Source organism: Kiloniella litopenaei (genome assembly GCF_000982415.1).
In the GTDB taxonomy this organism is placed as follows: domain Bacteria; phylum Pseudomonadota; class Alphaproteobacteria; order Kiloniellales; family Kiloniellaceae; genus Kiloniella; species Kiloniella litopenaei.
Genome location: NZ_LANI01000040.1, coordinates 1 through 1,236 on the forward strand (window position 1 = coordinate 1; position 1,236 = coordinate 1,236).

Consider the following 1,236-nt stretch of genomic DNA (forward strand, 5'->3'; position numbering starts at 1 on the left):
GGGACATGCTCTCCTGATTCCTTCAGGAGAGTTAAGTAGAAAGGCCTCACCCTACTGCCATAGAAGACCAATAAGTTTTGGCAATCATATGAGCCTCCTTAGTCGCGTCTTTATAATCAACATGACAGCCAGCTGCCCCAAGGTATAAATGAAAAGCTATATCACATGTTTTATCCAAAAGATCATATACTTCATTCACTTCAACATGCATGTCATTATCAAAATTTTCTGATGATTTTTGAGAATGAGCATAATACTTATCTCTTATAAATTTTAAGCGGACCATTATATCATCGTCAAATATCTCTGGCTTTAATGTTCGGAAATGCGTTAGATGCTCAGATATACAGCACTCAAGTCTATCGACATCACGTTTGATTGCCCCTTCATCTGAACCCTGTTCTTTTAAATAATCTATTGTTTGCTGTCTTTGATAATCCAGAAGTTGCTTTTCAAAATCTTGAGAAACAACTGCATCAAAACAAGATGGAATTGAGTTTACCTTCTTTCCGCGATCCCAAACTCGCATTAAAATCATAACAAGCTCAAAGATCAATGAATCAGCCGAATCTTTAAAAGCAACAGTGAAGTAAAGACTGGAAGATCCAGAATTTAGCCTCTCATCAGTATGACAATATTCATGCAGGGCCCTTAACCTAATTGCCTTATGCAATTCCTGATCAATACGCTCTACACGCTCGACAAAATTTGTGATGCGTTTTGTAAATTTATCACTCACCAACACCCCCCAACTTTCAAAAATTTTCTAATATCAATAGATCCAAAAATGATCTGGTTTACTTATGCAAAGTTTTAATGCTGAAATTCTCTAAGTTATTATTTAAAAAATTTGCTATTTTTTCTGCTTCATCAAATTGAGATCCTTCTGGCAACTCCATGACAATGATCTTGCCAGCATCGAGACCAATATCTTCATGCATTTCAACTTCAAGCCACGATTTATCGCCATTACTTTCTTTAACTGTAACTACAAAATTTCTTTTATTCATGAGGATTTTCCTTACTTATTTCCACCTAAACAAAATCATTAGCCAAGATTTTCATTGTAGTGATTATCTTTGTTTTCTTGAGAAGAGAAAGGCGAACTTTCAGTAACCGGCTTTGGAAAGTTGCCCCGATTTTGGGCGATTGGTCGTATATCGCCCCTAAAATCGAGCGATCGTTGCCAGCAGTTTAAACCTGATACACCTTCAGCTGAGAAAACAAGGTCAAGAA

Annotated in this window: 3 protein-coding genes; all 3 read right to left on the reverse strand. The window is 36.6% G+C overall.

Translation table 11 applies throughout. The features are described 5' to 3' along the window. Nucleotides 1–46: 46 nt before the first annotated feature. Nucleotides 47–739, reverse strand: a complete 693-nt coding sequence (locus tag WH95_RS19770) for an AbiU2 domain-containing protein (RefSeq protein ID WP_046510146.1) — start codon at nt 737–739, stop codon at nt 47–49. A gap of 58 nt (nt 740–797) precedes the next feature. Next, nucleotides 798–1,010, reverse strand: coding sequence for a hypothetical protein (locus WH95_RS19775; protein WP_046510147.1), 213 nt, complete (start codon nt 1,008–1,010; stop codon nt 798–800). A gap of 38 nt (nt 1,011–1,048) precedes the next feature. Then, the coding region (locus tag WH95_RS21565) for a hypothetical protein (RefSeq protein ID WP_046510148.1) at nt 1,049–1,236 on the reverse strand (188 nt) is incomplete at its 5' end.